General features: G+C 68.4%; 11 protein-coding genes. 4 read left to right on the top strand and 7 right to left on the bottom strand.

Features of this window, described 5'->3' with window-relative positions:
- Positions 1–8 precede the first annotated feature (8 nt).
- The 3 genes from BXA10_RS24550 to BXA10_RS24540 all read right to left on the bottom strand — a co-directional run bounded on the left by BXA10_RS24550 (position 9) and on the right by BXA10_RS24540 (position 9403).
- Positions 9–6197, bottom strand: coding sequence for a S8 family serine peptidase (locus BXA10_RS24550; protein WP_076473200.1), 6189 nt, complete (start codon positions 6195–6197; stop codon positions 9–11).
- A 15-nt stretch (positions 6198–6212) separates the two neighbouring features.
- A complete protein-coding gene (locus BXA10_RS31665; RefSeq protein ID WP_175649298.1) occupies positions 6213–6368 on the bottom strand; it encodes a hypothetical protein in 156 nt (51 codons plus the stop codon).
- Positions 6369–6448: 80 nt separating this feature from the next.
- Positions 6449–9403 (bottom strand): ATP-binding protein, encoded by a 2955-nt coding sequence (locus BXA10_RS24540; protein ID WP_076473198.1) that lies wholly within the window; start codon positions 9401–9403, stop codon positions 6449–6451.
- Positions 9404–9570: 167 nt separating this feature from the next.
- On the opposite strand from BXA10_RS24540, the gene BXA10_RS24535 reads away from it, so the two are divergent.
- A complete protein-coding gene (locus BXA10_RS24535; RefSeq protein WP_076473197.1) occupies positions 9571–9918 on the top strand; it encodes an ArsR/SmtB family transcription factor in 348 nt (115 codons plus the stop codon).
- Positions 9915–10394 (top strand): SRPBCC family protein, encoded by a 480-nt coding sequence (locus BXA10_RS24530; protein WP_076473196.1) that lies wholly within the window; start codon positions 9915–9917, stop codon positions 10392–10394. The genes BXA10_RS24535 and BXA10_RS24530 overlap by 4 nt, the downstream gene beginning before the upstream one ends.
- A 23-nt stretch (positions 10395–10417) precedes the next feature.
- Here the strand turns inward: BXA10_RS24530 and BXA10_RS24525 are convergent, their stop codons facing one another.
- From BXA10_RS24525 to BXA10_RS24510, 4 genes are all read right to left on the bottom strand, one after another.
- Positions 10418–11656 (bottom strand): MFS transporter, encoded by a 1239-nt coding sequence (locus tag BXA10_RS24525; protein WP_076473195.1) that lies wholly within the window; start codon positions 11654–11656, stop codon positions 10418–10420.
- A 101-nt stretch (positions 11657–11757) separates the two neighbouring features.
- Positions 11758–13044, bottom strand: coding sequence for an MFS transporter (locus BXA10_RS24520; RefSeq protein WP_076473194.1), 1287 nt, complete (start codon positions 13042–13044; stop codon positions 11758–11760).
- Between the two features lie 140 nt (positions 13045–13184).
- Positions 13185–14006, bottom strand: coding sequence for an isocitrate lyase/PEP mutase family protein (locus BXA10_RS24515; RefSeq protein ID WP_076473193.1), 822 nt, complete (start codon positions 14004–14006; stop codon positions 13185–13187).
- 9 nt (positions 14007–14015) lie between these two features.
- Positions 14016–14396, bottom strand: a complete 381-nt coding sequence (locus BXA10_RS24510; RefSeq protein ID WP_076473192.1) for a nuclear transport factor 2 family protein — start codon at positions 14394–14396, stop codon at positions 14016–14018.
- 1100 nt (positions 14397–15496) lie between these two features.
- On the opposite strand from BXA10_RS24510, the gene BXA10_RS24505 reads away from it, so the two are divergent.
- Together BXA10_RS24505 and BXA10_RS32610 are read left to right on the top strand one after the other, a co-directional pair.
- Entirely contained in the window at positions 15497–15907 is a 411-nt protein-coding gene (locus BXA10_RS24505; protein WP_084753216.1) for a GNAT family N-acetyltransferase, read from the top strand.
- 359 nt (positions 15908–16266) lie between these two features.
- Positions 16267–16411: helix-turn-helix domain-containing protein (locus BXA10_RS32610; RefSeq protein ID WP_342742903.1), on the top strand; the 145-nt coding region annotated here is incomplete at its 3' end.

Here is a 16411-nt window from a genome sequence, read left to right as displayed (position 1 = left end):
CGGCTATCTCACAGGCGCGGGTCCTCCTGGACCTTCAGGGCGTTGAGGATCGCGTCGCGCTCACCGGTCTCGCCGCGGAGCTCGATCTTCAGATCGCCACCCGCGTGCTCGACGGTGACCATGTTCAGGTCCGCGGTCAGCGCACCCGCCTTCGCCTGCACGTCGTGGTCGTAGAGCACGACGTTGCCGTCGGCCAGGACATCGAAGGTACGCTTGCCGACCTTGACATTCTCGATCTCCGCGAAGTCGAGGCCGATCCGGTACTTCCCGGCGGGCGCGTTCTTGAACACGTAGCTGAACGTCTTGCCGGTCCGCTGGGTGCGGAACAGCTCGTCGTCCTCAGTGCCGGCGATGTCGGCCTTGGTGGCACGCGCCGTGCCGTCGACGTAGCCCCACGATCCCGAGCCGAGCGCCTGGTCGGGCGACCAGACGAAGCCGTCCGCACCGACGTGCCCGGACCCGCCCGCGTCGACACCCTTCCAGTAGGCCGAGGTCGCCAGGCGGACCGGCTTGAACTGGGTCTCACCCTTGCCGGCGTTCGACGCGACGAGCACGTCCCCGACGAGCACGCCGGGCTCGACGTCGGCGTTGTCGGCCGTCGCCGTGACCGTGGTCGACTCGCCGGCGGCGAGCGTGACCGTGCCGGTTGCGGCCGCCCCCGTGAGGGTCAGCCACGGAAGGTCGGCGGCCTCGTGGCCGCCGTCGCTGGTGCGATTCTGCTCGCTGAGCCGCACCTCGAGCGGGGCGGAGCCGCTGTTGGTCACGGTCACGTCGGCCGTCGCCTTCTGGTCCGGGCCGACGAGCCAGTCGAGGTCACCTCCGGTGACGGTCGCCACGCCCGTGGTCAACGCGGTGTCGACCACCTCGGCCTGGTCCTTCTTGGTGATGGTCACCGGGTGGCTGGCGGTGACGTAGTTCGGTGCGCCGACCTCCACGGTGTTCTCGCCGACCAGCGCCTGGGCCTTCCACCGGCCCTTCGCGTCGGCCGTGATGACCCGGTCACCGTTCGGCCCCTTGAGCGTGACGATCGCGCCCGCCATCGGCTTGCCGTCGTTCGCGTCGGTGACCGTGCCCTCGATCGTGCCCGCGGCCGGGAGGGTGTACTCCAGCCCCAGGCCGGCCGTCAGGACGGGCTGGTTGAAGGAGTACTGGCTCGCGAGGTTGCGCGTGAGGCTCTCCACGCCGACCGTCGCCGACGACCCGCGGGTGACGGGGTTGTCGCCGCCGATGCCGTCGCCGTACCCGATCTGGATGCGGCCGTCCGCGATCAGCGTGACCGAGAAGCTCACCCGAGCCGTCTGATCGCTGTAGAAGGTGGCGTTGCGCCACTCGATGACCTCGGCGGCCAGGCCGTCCACCTCGGTCCTGCCGAAGTAGATGTTCGCCTGGTCGTCGACGACGAGATCGTCCCAGAGCGGGTAGATCGCGTCCATCGGGTACGGCGACGGCAGCTCCGTGTTGCCCCCCAAGGTGCTGGCCCGGTCGAAGACCAGCGCACCGTTCGTCGTCACGCACACGCCGTCCCAGGCCGTGTCGTAGAACGGGAACAGGAAGCTGGAGTCGAACCACAGCACGCCGCAGGAGTCATCGCCGTGCCACCCGGACTCCTCCGTACCCTGGCGGTAGAGCCCCTCGGTCACCTTCATCGAGTACGAGCGACCGGCGGGGGCCACCGGCACGGGGCCCGGCTCCGGCTGCTCGGGCTGGGGCTCCGGCTCCGCCTTGTCTCCGCGCGGGTCGAGCGTCACGCGCAGCGCCGAGATGCTCGGGGCCTGCAGGCCCTTCCCGCCCCGCAGCTCCACGGTCAGCGGACCACCGTCGTGCTGCACGACGGCGCTGTGCCAGTCGGCGGCGTTCGGGCCGACGGCTGCCACGGCGTCGTAGGCGTACTGCGTCAGCTCGCCGTCGACGAGGACGTCGAACACCCGCTTGCCCTGCTTCACCTGTGCGATCTCCGCGAACCCGAGGTCGACGGCGTAGGTGCCCTTCGGCGCGTCGGGGAACGTGTAGACCAGGTCCTTGCCCGACGTGGTGCGCTGGGACTGGAACAGCGTGTCGTCCTCGGTGCCCTCGATCGCGGAGCCCGCGGAGATCGTCTTGCCCTTCCCGTCGTAGCCCCACGCCCCGTGACCGGCCGCCTGGTCGGCGGACCAGGTGAAACCGGAGGCGTCGGTGAACTTCGCGCCGCCGGCGTTGACGCCGACCTGGTACTTCGTGGTCGTGAGCGTCACCGGGACGTAGGTCTTGGACTGCCGTCCGGAGTCGGACCGCACGACGATGTTCGCGCCGAGGACTCCTGGCTTGGCGTCCTTCGAGGAGAGCGAGACCTTGACGGTCGTCGACTCGCCCGGGGCGAGAGTGCCGCCGGTCGAGGAGAGCGACAGCCACGGCAGGTCGGTGAACAGGTCGTCCTCGACGTCGACCAGCACGACGTCGTCGGCGACCTGGTCCGCGGCCCACAGCGCGCCGGTCGAGTCGGTCTCGAGGCCGCCGCCCTGCGTCGCCTTCTGGCCCGGGAACCACCACGCGTTGACCAGCGAGCAGTCGTCGGGGTCGACCTGCAGCAGGCGGGTGGGCCTGTTCGTGGTGAGGTCGGTGTACCAGATGGTGTCGGACGCCTGGTTGTAGGCCAGGCCCATCACCTCGGGCAGCGGCGGTGCGCAGAAGGACAGCAGCGCACCGGCGTTGTCGTGGGACGTGCCGGCGACGGTGCCGATCATGCCGTTCGCCCGGCCACCGACGTAGAACACGTCCTCGGCCGGGTTGTACGCCAGGCCGGTCAGCTGCAGCGTGGACCAGTCACCCTTGATCTGCCGGGTCTCCTTGCCGGTTTCCCGGTCGAAGCAGTGGATGTAGCTGGCCGGGCTGTCCTCCATCTGGCACATGTCACCGGTCTTGGTGTCGAGCGCCATGTCGAACGCGCGGTACGCGGGGTTCCACGAGGCGTCGAAGACCTTGCCGGTCGGCTTGCCCGTCACCGTGTAGGCGCTGTTGGTCCGCTCGATGTAGTCGTGGATCCAGACGTCGCCGTCGTACCCGATGCCGGAGGGCTCCTTCTCCGCGATGGTGCCCGGGATCTCGATGCGGGTGATGACGTCACCGCCGGAGGTCGTACCGACCTTGGCGGCCGCCTGTGCTTCCGCGGCGCTCGCCGTCGCAGCCTTGCCGTCGGCGTTCGACGGCTTCATGCCGCTCGCACCGGCCTTCCACGCGGTGAGGTCGATCTTGCTTTCCGCGCCCGTCCCGGTGCGCGTGGTGGCGCCGGTGGGGTCGAGCTCGGGGTGGCGCGCGGCCTCGGCCAGATCGTACGTGAGCGGGGCGGAACCGTTGTTGGTCAGCGTCAGCGAGCCCACACCGTTCTGGTCGGTGCCCATGACGGCGTCGAGGCCGCTCGCCTTCAGGCCGGCGACACCCGTGGTGAGGCGCGCGTCGACCGTCGCCTTCGCGTAGAGCTTGTCGAGGGTGAAGTCGTACGACCCCGTCACGTAGTTCGGCGCCTCGACGGTCATCGTGTAGTCGGCGACCGGCAGCTGGCGGTGCACGATGCCCGTGCCGTTGGTCGTTACGCTCTCGACGAGGCCGTCCTTGTCGGTGAACGAGACCTTGGCGCCGGCCACCGGCAGCCCGTCGTTCTTGTCGACGACTGTCGCGTCGAGGTAGCCCCAGTCGGGAAGGTCGTAGGTGACGATCATCCCGTCGTGGAGCACCGGGACGTTCTCGGAGAACCGGATGCCGTCGACGCCGGCCCAGCCCTGGATGCCGGTGGTGGTGCGGGCGCCGCCGGTCACCGGGTCGTCGGTGCCGATGCCGTCGCCGTACCCGAAGATCACCTTGCCCGAGCGGGTGAGCGTGGCCGAGAAGTTGACCGGCTCCGAGTACTCGGACCGGATCGGGTAGGCCCAGATCTTGGCGTTGCGGTACTCGACGACGAACGCGTCCTCGCCGTCGACCTTGGTGGCCGCCGTGAACACTCCCCCGCCCGGGGCGAACTCGACGGGGGACGTGACCCAGAACGGGAAGATGCCCGCACCGCCGCTGCCGGGTCCGGTGGAGGTGTCCGGGGAGATCACCCCGCGCAGGCCGATGCCGAGGGTGTCGTGGCTGCCGTTGTAGAGCGCGATCGGGAACGGCAGGTTCACCGTGGCCCACACGCCGCTGGTGAACGCGACCTGGTCGGTGCCGCGCAGGTACTCGCCTTCGGAGACGGCGCAGCTGTAGCCGCCCTTGTCGACGACGAGCCCGACCGGGATCTCCAGCGACTTGTTCTCGTCGCCCACGGTGAGCGGGAGGGACGTCGGCGAGAAGCAGGCGTTGGGTGTGACGGCGAGCCCGTACTGGCCCTCCGGCACACCGGTGATCGTGAACGCGCCATTGGCGTCGGTGCGTACCGGCTTCAGCGGCGTGTTCGTGACGGTGACGTCCGCGTTCGGGACGGGCTGCTTCTTGTCGTCGACGACCTTGCCGCTGATGTCGTGCTTCGCGGCGGCGGTCAGCGGCAGCTTGACGGAGGTGTCCTGGCCGAGGGTGATCGTGACGTTGGCGGTCGCGGTCAGGTAGCCGAAGACCTTGGTGCTGAGCTGGTAGTCGCCGACCGGGAGGTTCGTGGTGAACCGGCCGTCCTTGTCGGTCCCGATCGACCGGCTGAACGGTCCACTGATCGTCACGTCGGCGGCGGCGACCGGGGCGCCGTCGGCGGTGACGACACCGGTCAGGGTGCCGCCCTGCCGGGGCGCGAGCTCGAGCAGGCGGACGAGGTCGAGCCGGCCCTCACCGTACTTGTTGTTGAAGTCGGCGGTGCCGCCGCACTCGGTGTCGTCGACGTCGACGGCCGACTCGGCGAGCAGGCGGCGGGTCTGGTCGACCTGCCCGATGAGGGTCGGGTCGTAGCTCCACAGGTCGGCGACGGCGCCGGCGACGTGCGGAGCGGCCATCGACGTACCGGCCATCTCGACGTAACTGTTGTTCGGGTAGGACGACCGGACCGCGACGCCCGGAGCGGAGATCTCCGGCTTGATCCGGCCACCCTCACCCTCGCCCTTGCGGGAGAACAACGCGAGCGTGCCGTCCGAGTCGTACGCGCCTACGGAGTAGGCGCTCTCGGCGGAGCCGGGCGAGGAAACGGTGTCGCAGTCCGCGTACGGCGTGCTGTTGCCCGACGACCAGACGCTGAAGATGCCCGCGGCGCTCCAGGCCTCGTCGATGGCCTGGAAGAAGTCGTCGAAGGCGTGCTCGACGGTCTGGCCCCACGAGTTGTTGATGACGTGGGGGCGCTTGGACGGGTCGGGGTTGTTCCCCTGGAGGTCGGTCGGGGCGAGCAGCCACCAGCCTGACTTGAGCAGCGACTCGACGCCGGTGCTGTCGCAGCAGCCGTTCGTCGCGATCCACTGCGCGTCCGGGGCGACGCCGACGTGGTTGGTGCCGTCGTCGCCGACCATGGTGCCCATGGTGTGCGTGCCGTGTCCGTTGTCGTCGCACGGCACGGCGGTGCACGTGCCGCGGGCGGCCATCCAGTTGTAGTTGTGGTCGACCGTGCCGTCGGGCTTCGTGCCGCGGTACTGGTGCATCAGCGCGGGGTGGTCGAACTGGACGCCCGAGTCGAGGTTGGACACGGTGATGCCCGCACCGGTGGCCCCCATGGCCCAGGCCTCGGGGGCGTGGATGGCGTCCAGACCCCACGTGACGGTGCCATCCTCGGCGGCGGCCTTCGGGGCGGCGGGACGGACGGCCTGGTCGGCCGGCGTCTTCTCGTCCACGGGTTCCACCAGCGCGACCTGCGGCGCCGCGTGGATCTCGGCGACCTGCCCGATCGAGGCGACGTCGAGCGCGAGCTGCTGCGTGCCGCCCTTGACGAGCACGGCGTTGACGAGCGGATAGGACGTGTACTTCACGCCCGCGGCGTCGAGCTCGGCGGAGACGGACGCCGCGGAGCTCTTCGCTGCCGCTTTCAGCGCGTCGTAGACGAACTGACCGCGGGCAGTCCAGTCCGCGATCTTCTTGGCGGGAGCGAGATCGGCCTTGGTGTCGAACGTGATCAGAAAGTCGGAGACCGGCTCCGTGCGGAAGCGGTCCTTCAGGTCCGACGCGACCTTGTTGGCGGACGCGCCGGGATCCGGCTCAGCTGCGGACGCCGGTGGTGGCTGGATCATGCTCAGGCCGACCGCTGCGGCGACCGCGGCGGTGAGGGCTTTGAGTCTCATGTGGAGTCCTTTGACCTACAGGGGTTGGTAGGGGTCGTGGCTCTCGTGGTCGTCGGCATCGTCGGCGACGTCAGGGGTGTCGGGGGCGCCGACGCGCGGCTCGCGCGACAACTCGAGTGGCGGCTGGTCCTCGATGACCGCGTCGTCACGCTCGCCAGGTCGCTCAGGCATGAACTGCCCTAGGGCCATGGATCATGAAGTCATGCTCGGGGCGACGAGCGGCGTTAGCTATCCAGCGGATACGTCAATTTTCACGAAGGTTCATCGAGGGAGTCTTCTTCTGCGAACACTCCGGCCTCCACTGCCTTGACCGCGAGCGCGGTCCGGGAGCCCACCTTCAACTTGCGCATCGCCGCCCGCAGCTGTTGATCCACGGTGGCCGGAGACTTGGCCAGGATCCGGCTGATCTCCCGGTTCGTCTTGCCGGCGACAACCAGTCGGACCACGTCGAGCTCACGAGGTGAGAGCCGGTCGCCGTACCCCCGTCGCCCGCCGCGCCACAATCGCGGAACCTCGCCGCCGTGTTCGCGAAGTCGCTGTGCGACACGGTCCGCATCGCCGCGAGCTCCGAGCTTGAACAGTTGCTCGTACTGTGCGGCCAGTAGCTCTCGGCCCTGTTCGAGCCGGCCGAGCGCCATGAACGCCTCGGCTTGACGCTCGCGGGCGAGCATGGCGTCGTAGGGGCGCGGCAACACGCTCCAGGCGCGCGCCGCCCGGTCGTATGCCGCCGCCGCGCGGGCGTGGTCTCCGGCCGCGGCGGCCAGCAGGGCACGGCATACGGTGAGCGCGGCGCGAGGGGCGGGCGCCGTACGGCCACGCAGTCCCCTGGCGAACTGGTCGACCAGGCGTGTCGCGGCCTGGTGGTCGCCTGCGGCGAGATGCGCCTCGATCCGGGCGGGGACGAGGTCCGTCGCCCAGACCCAGATGCCCTTTCTCCGGACCGTGTCCATCGGTTCGTCCGTGACCTGCAAGGCCCGGCCGCTGTTTCCGTCCGTCAGCCACAGTCGGGCCAGCGCAGCGGCGGCCTCCATCGTGTCGTCGGCCGCGCCGAGACGGGCGGACTCCTCGAGGACCAGGCGGAACTGCTCCTCCGCGGCGCGCCGCCGTCCGGCCGCGGCTGCCAGCCGGGCCGCGAGCCGGACGGTGCCGAGGTAGAGCCCCGGCCGGTCGCGGTCGGCATCGGCGAGCGTCGCGCTTCGCTCCGCGAGCCCCTCCCACCGGCCGGTGAGCCACGCCAGGTTGGCCTGTTCGAGTCGGACGTTGTATTGCAACCGGGACGCCTGCTCGGCCTCGGCAAGGCGCATGGCCACGACGAGATGTTCCTCCGCCTCGGCGTACCGGCCCCAGATCAGCGCGCCGGTTCCGACATTCGCGTGGATGCGGGCCACGTCGAGGCGCTCCGCCGAGGTCGCTCCGTCGATGGGGAGGTCGGCGACGACGTCCCACGCCTCCTCTTCGCCGAGCATGAGCAACGCGGCGGCCCGGTTGCCGGCCAGATTCAGCCGCTCTGCGGGCGAATCGAATTCGGCGGTGAGCTCAGCGGCGCGATCCAGCCATCGGCGGTGAGTCGACGCAGGCCACGGGCCCGCATAGGCCCAGCCGAGATAGGTCATCGCCCGAGCCGCCTCGACCGGGTCATGGTCGAGGTTGACCACCGCCTGCTCAAGCTCGCTGAGCGCGGCCTGCGCCTCTCCCCCGAGAATCAGGAGCCGGCCCAGGGGGTTGCGGATCTCGGCCTGCTGGCGTGCGGAGAGGCCGGGGCTCTCCAGCACCGCACGCAAGGTACGGATCACGCGGTGGTAGACCTCGTCGACCGGTTCACGGCGGCCCAGCGCGGCTACTCCGGCGATCCGCGCGACTCGCGCCCGATCCGACGGCGACAGCTCGGGCCACGACAACAGATCGACAAGCAGGGCGACCGCCTTGGTGTGGTCACCGGAGGCCATGGCCAGCGCGGCGCCCTGCTCGGCGTACCGCGCCCAGGACTCCGTCTCACCCGCCTCACGGAAGTGGCGGGCAAGGCGGGCGACAGGCGGCGGCTCGATCTCCTCCAATGCCCGGCCGGCCAGCAGGTGGAAGTGTTTGCGATCGGTCAACGGGATCGCTTCGTAGACGGCGGTGGCGGCCAGCACATGCCGGAATCGCCACTGGCCACGGTCGTCCCCGTCAAGGATGCCGGCAGCGGCCGCCTCCGCGATGGCGCCACGACACGCGGCTGGTGACAGGCCGGCGGTCACCGCGATCGTGGCGACCGATGACCGCTGAGCCAACGTCGCCGCGGCTCGCAACACCTGCTGCGCCGTCGGCGACAGGCGGCCCACCCGCTCCCGGGTGGAGTCGCGCACCGTTGGCGGCACCTGCAGCTCACGCAGCTTCAGCCGGACCCACTGCCCGTCGCGGAAGACGAGGTCGGCACGGTCGCACATGAGGCGAACCGACTCCTCCAGCGCCAGCGGAACCCCACCCGTCCGCTCGTGCATGAACGTCGTGAACTCCTGCGATATCGGGTTACCGTCCAGCATCGAGGACACCAGCGCCGCCGTGTCGTCGGGTCGCATCGGCGCCAGGGCGATCCTCAGCTGGGTCACGCCGGCGGGCAACCGGGAGGTCAACCGCAGCAGCAACGATCCGGCGTCCACCTCCTCCGGGCGATAGGAGATCACGAGGCTCGGCCCGTCCGACTGCTGTCGGGAGGTGACGTACAGCAGGAACTCCAAGGTCACCTCGTCGGCCCAGTGCGCGTCCTCGAGTACGAGAACGTCGACCCGCAGAGCCCGGAGCAGCTCGTCCAGGGCGCGGAACAGGCGATGCCGTGCCGCCTTCGCATCGTCCAAGGGCTCCAACGCGGGCGGCAGGTCCGAGGACCATTGCGGGAACAGGGGCCGTAACGCACCCGCAAGCTCGGTGAGCCGCAATCGCGACGCCGGGCGGTCGATCCCACGGAACGCGTCGACGATCGGCCCCAGCGTCAGCGACTCGCGAAGCGGTGGGCACACCGAGACCAGGGCGGTGCGCTGGTGCGGCGCGGCCAACCACTCTCGCAGCAGCCGGCTCTTCCCGATCCCCGCCTCGCCCTCCACCAGCACGATCGCCGGTGGCCGGGCCAAGGCGCCGGTGAGCGCCGCCATCTCGCGATCACGGCCTACGAAGTCCGGCGTGGAAACTGTTGGTGAAGTCCCGTCGTCCTGGGGCGAGGGGTCGAGCATGCGTGATGATCTCGTTTTTCGATGCTCGGGCGCAAGTACGTCTCACAGACTCGCGCTGCGGGAGCCTCGTACGTGTCCCGCCCAACCTCGAGCAGTTGCTGTCGAGACGGCTACCGGCGTTGGCCGACTCGGAGGCTCTGAGGAGTGGCGGGGCTTGACGGATCCCGATGGTAAGCCGTAGCTTACCGTTCGTGGCCACTTACCGAATTGAGGACGGGTGGGACGCCCTGGGCGACCCGACGCGGCGGGCGATCATCGCTTGTCTCGCGGAGCAGCCAAGGGCGGTCGGCGAGCTGGCCGAGGTGCTGCCGGTCAGCCGGCCGGCGGTGTCGCAGCATCTGCGGGTGCTGAAGGGGGCTGGTCTGGTGACGGACCGTACGGCGGGCACGCGGCGCGTCTACCGACTCAATCCCGCCGGCGTGGCCGCGTTACGAGATCAGCTCGACACCTACTGGAGTCGGGCGTTGGACGGCTTCAGGGACGCCACCGAGCGTCCTGACGAGGAGGAATCATGAGTGGCACGGATGCGGTGGTGCGGCGGCAGATCGTGGTCGACGCGCCAGTTGAACGGGCGTTCGCGGTGTTCACGGAGAGGTTCGGCGACTTCAAGCCGAAGGAGCACAACCTGCTGGGTTCGCCGATTGTGGAGACTGTGTTCGAGCCGAAGGTCGGTGGGCACATCTATGACCGCAGCGAGGACGGCAGTGAGTGCGCCTGGGCGCGAATCCTCGCCTTCGAGCCGCCGGACCGGGTCGTGTTCAGCTGGGACATCAGCCCGGCATGGCAGGTCGAACAGGATCCGGACAACGCCAGCGAGGTCGAGGTCCGGTTCGTCGCCGAAACACCGCAGCGGACCCGGGTGGAGTTGGAGCACCGCAACCTGGACCGGCACGGTCCGGGCTGGGAGTCGGTTCGTGACGGCGTCGCTCACGACCAGGGCTGGCCGCTCTACCTGGACCGCTACGCCGATCTGTTCATCGACGCCAGATAACGCGGAGGCGATGAGGCTGGCGGTCAGCGAACCTTCTGGCGAGGGCGTTGATGATCGGCTTCCAGTGTCCCGCCGGCGAAGACGGTGAACGCGGTGGCGAGGAGCGCGAGTGCGCCGTACCCGATCGCGATGTGCGGCACCGAGAAGACGCTGGAGAGTTGAGCGGAGATGAGGCTGGGGATCGTCGCACCGCTGTAGCTGAGGAGATACACGACGGCGAAGATCGGTGCCCGGTCCCGCGGAGCGCTGCCGTACAGCAGCCCACGCGTGGCGGCGCTGATGGCGATGCCCTGAGCGGCTCCCGCAACGATGGTTGCGGCGATGAACAGCGGCAGTGCGCCGGTGATGATCGCTGTGAGGATGCCGGTCCATCCGGCCAGGAAGCCGATCATGCCGATGCGTTGAGCTGCGGCCGGTGAGAACCGGCCGCCGAGGGGCGCACCCAGAGCGCTGGGGCCCATGTATGCGGCGAACACCAGTCCGAGGACGAGCGAGTTGCTGGTGTGAAGTTGATCCTCGACCAGTGCGGGTACGAAGGCCTGGTAGAAGGCCCCGGTTGCCCAGGTGGCCAGGAGCACCGCGGCCGCGACGGGGAGCAGATGCCGGACGCGGACCGGTACCCGAACGCTCGGTCGCAGTGAACTCCAACCGCCAGGCGAGGGAGTAACCGTCTCCGGGCTGATGGCGACGAGCCCCGCAGACAGGAGGAGCAACCCGATGACAACCAGGTAGATGAGGTCACGTGGCCAGGGGCCGAATTGGACCAGGGCGCCGGAGGTGATGGCGCCCACGGCGAGACCGAGCATGACGGTCTGACTGGAAGCGACGGAGGCCAGCCAGGTCGGCCTGGTGGGAGCGGCGTCGACGATGTAGGCGGTGAGGCTGCTGCTGGCCAGCCCCGCGCCGAGGCCCATCAGGAGCCGACCGGCGATGAGGATGCCGATGTGGTGCACGTTCAACAGCAGCAGACAACCCAGTACGAGCAGGACGAGGCTGGCGATCGCCGCGGGCCGCCTGCCCACATGGTTGGACAGCCGTCCCAGCACCAGCAGTGTGCCGAGAGTAGCGGCGGAGTAGGCGACGACGGTCAGCGAGATTCCGGCGTTGGTGAACCCGTCCTCGGCCCGGTAGATGTTGAAAAGAGGGATCGTCGAGCCCACTGCGGCGAACACGGCCACCAGTGAGACCACCGCGGATACGAATGCGAGCCCGAGCTTTCCGTCCCGGCGGCCCAGATCGGTCGCTGGGGTTACGTGTTGCATAGAGCCGTCTTTCTCTTGTCATGAACCATGCTGGCGCTTCTGAGGGTTCGAGGGCCGCACCTCCACGCGCCCGGCCACCCTTCACCTCGTTCCGGTCCCCCTCATTCCCTCCGGGCGAGGGTCACGAGCCGCGCCGCCACCGCGGCGAGCAGGGCGGCGGCAAGGACCATGAAGCCCGCCGTGAGGAACACCATCTGCAAGGTCGTCGATGAGACAAGGACCGCGCCGAGGCCGGACCCTGCCGCCAGGGCCACCTGGAGGTTCGTCACATTCACTGCGGACGCTGCCTCTGGGGTTTCCGGGGCCGCGTCGAGTATCCAGACCAGGGTTCCCGGGTTCACGACTCCCCAGAACAGGCCCCACAGCACGAGCAACAGGCCGGCCAGCCAGGGCAAGGAGCCCAGGTACGCCAGCCCAATGAGTAATGCGGCCACCACCGTCGCCGCCCCGGCGAAGCTGCCGATCACCCCGCGCTTGAACAGCGATCCGGCGACGATCGAGCCGACTATGCCACCGCAGCCGTAGATGACGTAGAGCAGGGAGATCACGCCGCTGGACAGTTGTGTGTGGTCCATGAGGAATGGAGTGATGTACGTCCAGGCGGTGAATTGGCCGATGAACACCACCGCGCCCGCGGCCATCCCGAACCGGGCGGCCCGTCGCGTCACGACCGCTACGAGATCACGCAGGTGCGTACGTCCGTCCGGGGGAATACCCGGCAGCACGACCGCCTGCACGACCACGACAAGCAGTGTCGCCGCCGCCGCAATGGCGAACGTGAGACGCCAGCCGACGAGGTTGCCGAGGAACTGTCCCGCAGGCAACCCCACCACCGTTCCACCGGAAATGCCCGCCGCGATGATGGTGATGGCGCGAGTGCCGCCGCCCCGGCCCACCAGCTTGGGTCCGACCGGTGAGACCACGGTCCAGAAGGCGCCGAGAGTTGCGCCGAAGAGCATGCGGGCGATCAGCACCAACGCGAGGTTCGGCGCCGCCGCGACGGCCGCGTTCGACACGAGCACCGTCAGACCCAGGACGAGGATGACCGAGCGCCGGTTGAAGCGGCCGGAACGGAGGAAGAACAGCGGCGCGGACACCGCGGCGCTGAAACCCGGCACGAGCACCATCAACCCGGCGAGCCCCAGCGAGACATCCAGGCCGTCGGCGATCTGCGGCAGCAGCCCCACCGGGAGCGTCTCCGTCATGACGATGACGAACGCGCCGAGCGCGAGCGCACCCACGGACAACCAGCCCCGCCTGCTGCCGGTCTCTGGGGTGGTGCGGTCAACTACAGGTTCGATCGGGATGGCGGCGGTGCACGACGATGCCGCGACCACACGCACCGGCGAGGGGTGGTGGGTCGGCGCCACCTGTTCGGTGTCGGTCATGTTCTCCTCACTGATCGCATGCTCCTGACAGGGCCGGTCACCCGAGGACGTTCCGCGCGACTCACGCACGCATTCGAGATGACTCACGTGCCGATTCGGCGGAATGAGAGCGGCACAGGCTGCGTGGTTGGGTGGCCGTGTCAGGCCTTGATGAGCTTGATGATGTGGCCGAAGCTGAGCTCCGAAGCAAGCGCTGTCAGGTCTCCCCCCGCCAGCTTCGCCGCGGCCGCCCGGGTAGCTGCGAGAGCGTGCGTGTACGGGTCGACCCCGAGGCTGATCCGGCGGACACCGATCGCCTGAAGTTCCGCGAGGGTGGCCGTGTCCTTGGGGCTTACGAGGATGTTGACCGGCTTGGGCGCGACGGCCTTGATGACTGCGCTGATCGAGGCCATGTCCGGCAGGTTCGGCGCGTACAGGACGTCAGCTCCTGCTTCCGCGAAGGCCGTGAGGCGGCGGATGGTGTCATCGAGGTCGGAGATCCCCCACAGGAAGTTGTCCGTACGGCCGGTCAACACGATCCGTCCACGCGCAGCCGCGGCTGCGGCCTCGATGCGCCGAACCGCGTCATCGAAGCGACGAATCGGGTTCGAGGGCTCACCGGTGGTGTCCTCGATTCCGATGCCGGCGAGACCGCGGGCGATGGCAGCGTCGACAGTGGCCGCGACGTCTTCGGGAGTCTCGCCGTAGCCATCCTCGAAGTCGCCGTTGATCGGCAGACCGCTCACGGACGTGAGTAGGGCGGCATGGTCAAGGTGCGTGTCGCGGCTGATGGCGTGGATACCGTCGAGCCGGCCCAGTGTCGCGGCGAAAGCCGCTGAAGAGGTCGCGATGGACTTGAATCCGGCCTCTTTGAAGAGCAGAGCCGACGGGCCGTCCCATGCGTTGGGCATGATGAACGCGTCGGGGCCGCGATGGAGTTCGACGAACTGTTCGTAGCGTGCCCGGGCGGCAATGTCAGACATGGTGGCGGGTCAGGCGCCTGGGGCGATCGCGCAGGCGGAGACGCAGACCCAGGTGCCCTCGCGCTTCTGGTACACGTCCGTGTACAGCGCTTCTTGCAACACTCCATCGGCGATCATGGTGTACGTGACGCGGCCGTGGATCAGCGCGACGTCGCCGAGGATGCGGATCTTGACGTCGCGCAGAGCGATGTCTTTGATGGGTCGGGGCTTGGCGATGTATTCGAGGTACTCCTCACGGTTGCGGGTGACACCCGGTGTCTGCACGATGAAGTCCTCGGCGAGGAATTCACTGAAGCGCTTGGCATCGCTGGCCTCGTCCGAGTGGATGTAGTCGAGGTTGAGCTGTTCGAGGATCGCCAGATCTTCAGCGGACTGCTTGGTGCCGTTCATTTCTTGTTCTTCTCCATGAAGTTCGACTTTCCCCTGAATAGATTGTCGCCCCGTGCCGTTATGCGGTGTCGGCATGAGGGTCGTACCGCCTAGTTGGTCTCAGATTCGTCGCGCCGTTTTCCTGACTACGTCGCAATAGCGGTCGGGCCTCGACGCCCGCCCACCGCAGTCGGTTTCGCGGCTGATGACTCCTGCCTGCCCCGTCCTCGATATGCGGCAGATCGGCCCGACGGGTTCGACCCCGCCGACCGCGTGGTAACAGGACGGTTTGGTCCAGCTTAGGGCCTCGCGACACCGCTCGCAAGCGCACGACCCAACCATGCTGGGCCTGCGACTCGCCTCGGCCCTGAACAGGTCGGAGCGGGCGGCTGGCGGCGCAGCCCATTGGCGCACGCGGTCGTCCGGCACCATTCAGGAGCGCCTCCGGGAAACCCAGGTCCATGGACCATAACGTCCTGTTGTTGGCTAGACTGTAGCAGTCCGCTCCCCCGGCCTTGATGGCCCGGCGGTTACCTGCTGCGACACTGGCGCAGGCGGCGGCTACAAGCTTCGATATTCGCTCCGGAGCCCTCGATGGCTCGCGATAATCCAAGTTGAGCCAACCTCCACCGACCCATCCCGACCAGATATCGCTGTAGCTGCTACCACCGACGTCTCCGCTGGCACCAGGGTCGACGATTCGAGGAATCGGCCGACCGCACTCTTACCCGTCGAGGGGCGCTGAATCAGCACTTCCACAGCTTGCACGCTCGAAGCGGCATGTCGAACGACCGCCCGGAACAATCTCTAGGCGCGAGTCATGGACTACCTAGTCCAGAATGTGTCGCCTGGGAGACATGCGCCGCATAGGGGTCGCACGTCATGATCCCCAGGTGCCCTGTTGTGCCGCAGGCCACCGCCAGCCGGCCAGGCTTGGCGACTCGCGCCACGCATGTCTACGCTGGACGCAATGGTCCAGTCGATCCACCCCGGATTGCGGACGACCACATCGCCACCGCAGAGAATCCCATCCCCGGGGCGCTCGCCGGCGGTGACGGCATAGACGCAGTGATCAGGCGCGGCCCCAGGTCGCTGACCAGCGGCGAAATTCAGGAGACAACATGGCGGGCAACGCCGAGGACATGATCACATTGACCAGTGCTACGCAGGATTTGAGTGGCTCGGACCTGTCGGGAGCCGTGGCGCCCGACGCGGAAGACCTCGTCATCACCGACAACAGCGCGCTCGGCATCTACGAGGCCAAGATAAAGGGCCAGACAGCCGCTGGGATCGTCTACAACAAGGTAGGGAGCCGCGTCGTGCTGATGGCGACATCCGTGCTCCCCGAGTTCCGAGGGAAGGGATTAGCCGCCAGGCTGATCGGAGGCGTCCTCAATGAGCTGCGAATGCAAGGAAAGACCGCTACCGTCACGTGTCCGTTCGCGGCATCATTCGTCAAGTCCCATCCGGAATATGCCGACGTCCTGGATCCGGCATTCCCCGGCGCGCAGCTAGTCTGGCATGGGCACTGAACACCGGTCGTCGGCGCCCGAACCCGCGCTTTCCGCCGAGAAGATGCAGGCCCGCTGGACGATGCCGCCCAGTTGGTCGCCGACCGTTCAACCAACACGAACAGGGAGCCGAGATGTCTGAGTCCTTTCCACTCGCCACTTCACCCGAAGGCGTCGTCGCATCGCTAGTGCCGTGACCACGAACGTTCACGGTGTTGGTTGACACGCCGGCCGGCCTGTCGGTCTGGCGGCGTTGCGGCGGTCAGGCTGTGGCGGTGGCAGATCTTGTACGCGTGCGGCGGCTGAGTGATCAGGAAGGTCAGCAGCTGCTCAGAATCACCCGCCGGGGAACCGGTTCCCCGATCCGACTACGACGGGCGATGGTCGTGCTCGCCTCGGCTGGCGGGAACACGGTGCCGGCGATCGCCCGTCTCGTGCAGGCCGATGAGGACACGATCCGGCAGGTCATCCACCGGTTCAACGAGATGGGGATGGCCAGCCTGGACCCTCAGTGGGCGGGTGGCC

The sequence above is a fragment of the Micromonospora avicenniae genome (assembly GCF_900156065.1).
Classification (GTDB): domain Bacteria; phylum Actinomycetota; class Actinomycetes; order Mycobacteriales; family Micromonosporaceae; genus Micromonospora; species Micromonospora avicenniae.
This window is presented reverse-complemented; position numbering and strand designations above follow the sequence as displayed.